We start from the raw sequence: 2,439 nt of genomic DNA, 5'->3' as shown, positions 1-2,439 counted from the left end.
TCCGCCCGGCCGAGCGACTACCAGTGTCGCCCCTTCGAGCAAGGGCCAGAAGAATTCCCACACCGACACATCGAAGCTGAAAGGCGTCTTCTGCAAGACCCGGTCGGCCGCCGTCAACGGATACGCTTCCTGCATCCATTGCAGCCGGTTGACGATACCTTGCTGGTCGATGCCGACACCCTTCGGCTTGCCGGTCGAGCCCGAGGTGTAGATCACATAGGCCAGATCATTCGGCTGCGTGTGGTGTTCAAGGTTGTCGTCGGCGTAGGCCGCCAGCGTGTCGGCTTCACTATCCAGGCAGAACACCGGCAGGCCCGGCACGGTGGGCACATGCGCCCGCAGATGCCGTTGCGTCAGAACCACCGCCGGCCGGGCGTCGGCCAGGATCGTCGCCAGGCGATCCGCCGGATACGCCGGGTCCAGCGGCACATAGGCGCCGCCCGCTTTCAGGATGCCGTACAGGCCGACGATCATCTCTATCGAACGCTCGACGCATAGGCCCACCAGCACATCCGGGCCGACACCTAGTTGGCGCAGATGACGCGCCAGCCGATTGGCTTGCGCATTGAGTTGCGCATAGCTCAACGAGACGCCTTCATACACCACCGCAGCATGTTCCGCGCTGCGCGGCACTTGCGCCTCGAACAACTGATGCAGCGTCGATGTATCGCGCTGAACGCGCGGATAAACCGTGGCGGTATCGTTGAACGTGCGGAGAAGCTGCCGGCGTTCGGCCTCGCCCAGCATCGCCAGCTCGCCGACGGCGCAGCCGGGATCGGCCACGATGGCTTGCAGCAGATTCGTGAAATGCACGCCCATGCGCTCAATCGTGTTCGCCTCGAACAGGTCGGTGCTGTATTCGAAGTAGCCCTGTATACCGTCCTTGCCTTCGGTCAACGCCAGGGTCAAATCGAATTTGGCGGTCGTGCTTTCACTCGAAACAAGCTCTAACTGCAAGCCAGGTAAGGCCAGCTTGTTCATCGGGGCATTCTGCAGCACCAGCATCACCTGAAACAGCGGCGAATAGCTGGCATGCCGCTCCGGCTGCAGCGCTTCGACCAATTGCTCGAATTGCACATCCTGGTGCGTATAGGCATCGAGCGTGTTCGTTCGCACTTGCTTAAGCAGATCGGTGAATCCGAGACTCAGATCCACCTCGGTACGCAGCACCAAGGTGTTGACGAAGAAGCCGATCATGCCCTCGATGTCGGCGCGGTTGCGATTGGCGATCGGCGTGCCGATGCAGATATCGTTCTGGCCCGAATAACGTGCCAGCAGCACGTTGAACGCTGCGCACAAGGTCATGAACATGGTGCTCTGCGTTTTTCGGCTCAACGCCTGCAGCTTGACGCTCAGTTCCGCCGGGATGACGTACGGCAGCGAAGTGCCACGTTGGCTCTGCACCAACGGGCGTAGTCGATCGGTAGGCAAGGTCAGCAACTCCGGGCTGCCAGCCAGTTGCTGCCTCCAATGGTTAAGCTGCCGCTCCAGGACATCGCCGCTCAGCCATTGCCGCTGCCAACTGGCAAAATCGACATAGCGCATCGGCAATTCAGGCAGCGATAACGGCGAACCCAGCGCATGGCTCGCATACAGCGCACTGACTTCCCGCACCAGGACGCCCATCGACCAGCCATCCGATGCGATGTGATGCATCGTCAGCAACAGCACATAATCCTGCTCTGTGAGTTGCAACAAGCTGCCTCGGATCAATGGTCCGGTTTGCAGATCGAAGGGTGTGCGTGTTTCATCGAGCATCAACTCGCGCGCCTTGGCCTCACGCTCATCCGGCGCCAGATGACGCAGATCATTGAGTGCAAGCACCAAGTCCAGTCGCGGCATGATTCGCTGCACCGGTGTGCCGTGTTCGCTTTCAAAATACGCGCGCAACGCATCATGGCGACACACGACATCGTTGAGCGCCCCTTGCAGCGCCTGCCGATCGAGCTGGCCTTTCAGGCGAATCGTCACCGGGATGTTGTAAGTAGCGCTTTGGCCTTCCAATTGATCGATGAACCACAAGCGCTGCTGTGCAAACGACAGCGGAAACGCCTCCCTCGGCGGCTCCGCCGGCCGTTGCGATGCCGCCGAAGATTCGGCGGTCGCCTGCGCGACGATGGCCGCCATGTCAGCCAATGTGGGGCTTTCGAAAATCGTGCGTAGCGATATCTTGGTCTGGAACATCGTTCCAATGCGCGACATCAACTGGGTCGCCAGCAACGAATGGCCGCCCAGCGCGAAGAAGTCGTCATGGATGCCGACCTTGTCGAGATGCAAAATCTCCGCCCAGATGCCGGCCATGATTTCTTCGCTGGGTGTACGCGGCGCCACATAGCCGACCTCGCTGCGCGTCATGTCCGGCGCAGGCAGCGCCCGGCGATCGATTTTGCCGTTCGTGGTCAAGGGCAGCTCATCGAGTACCACGAAGTAGGCCGGCAC

At 60.7% G+C, this 2,439-nt stretch carries 1 protein-coding gene; it reads right to left on the bottom strand.

The window, feature by feature from the left end:
• A partial coding sequence (locus DVJ77_RS20935) for a condensation domain-containing protein (protein WP_162791635.1) occupies nt 1-2,439 on the bottom strand: 2,439 nt, incomplete at both ends.

This window comes from Dyella tabacisoli (assembly GCF_003350925.1).
Taxonomy (GTDB): Bacteria; Pseudomonadota; Gammaproteobacteria; order Xanthomonadales; family Rhodanobacteraceae; genus Dyella_C; species Dyella_C tabacisoli.
The sequence above is the reverse complement of the archived record's forward strand: the minus strand, read 5'-3'. Positions and strand labels throughout refer to the sequence as shown.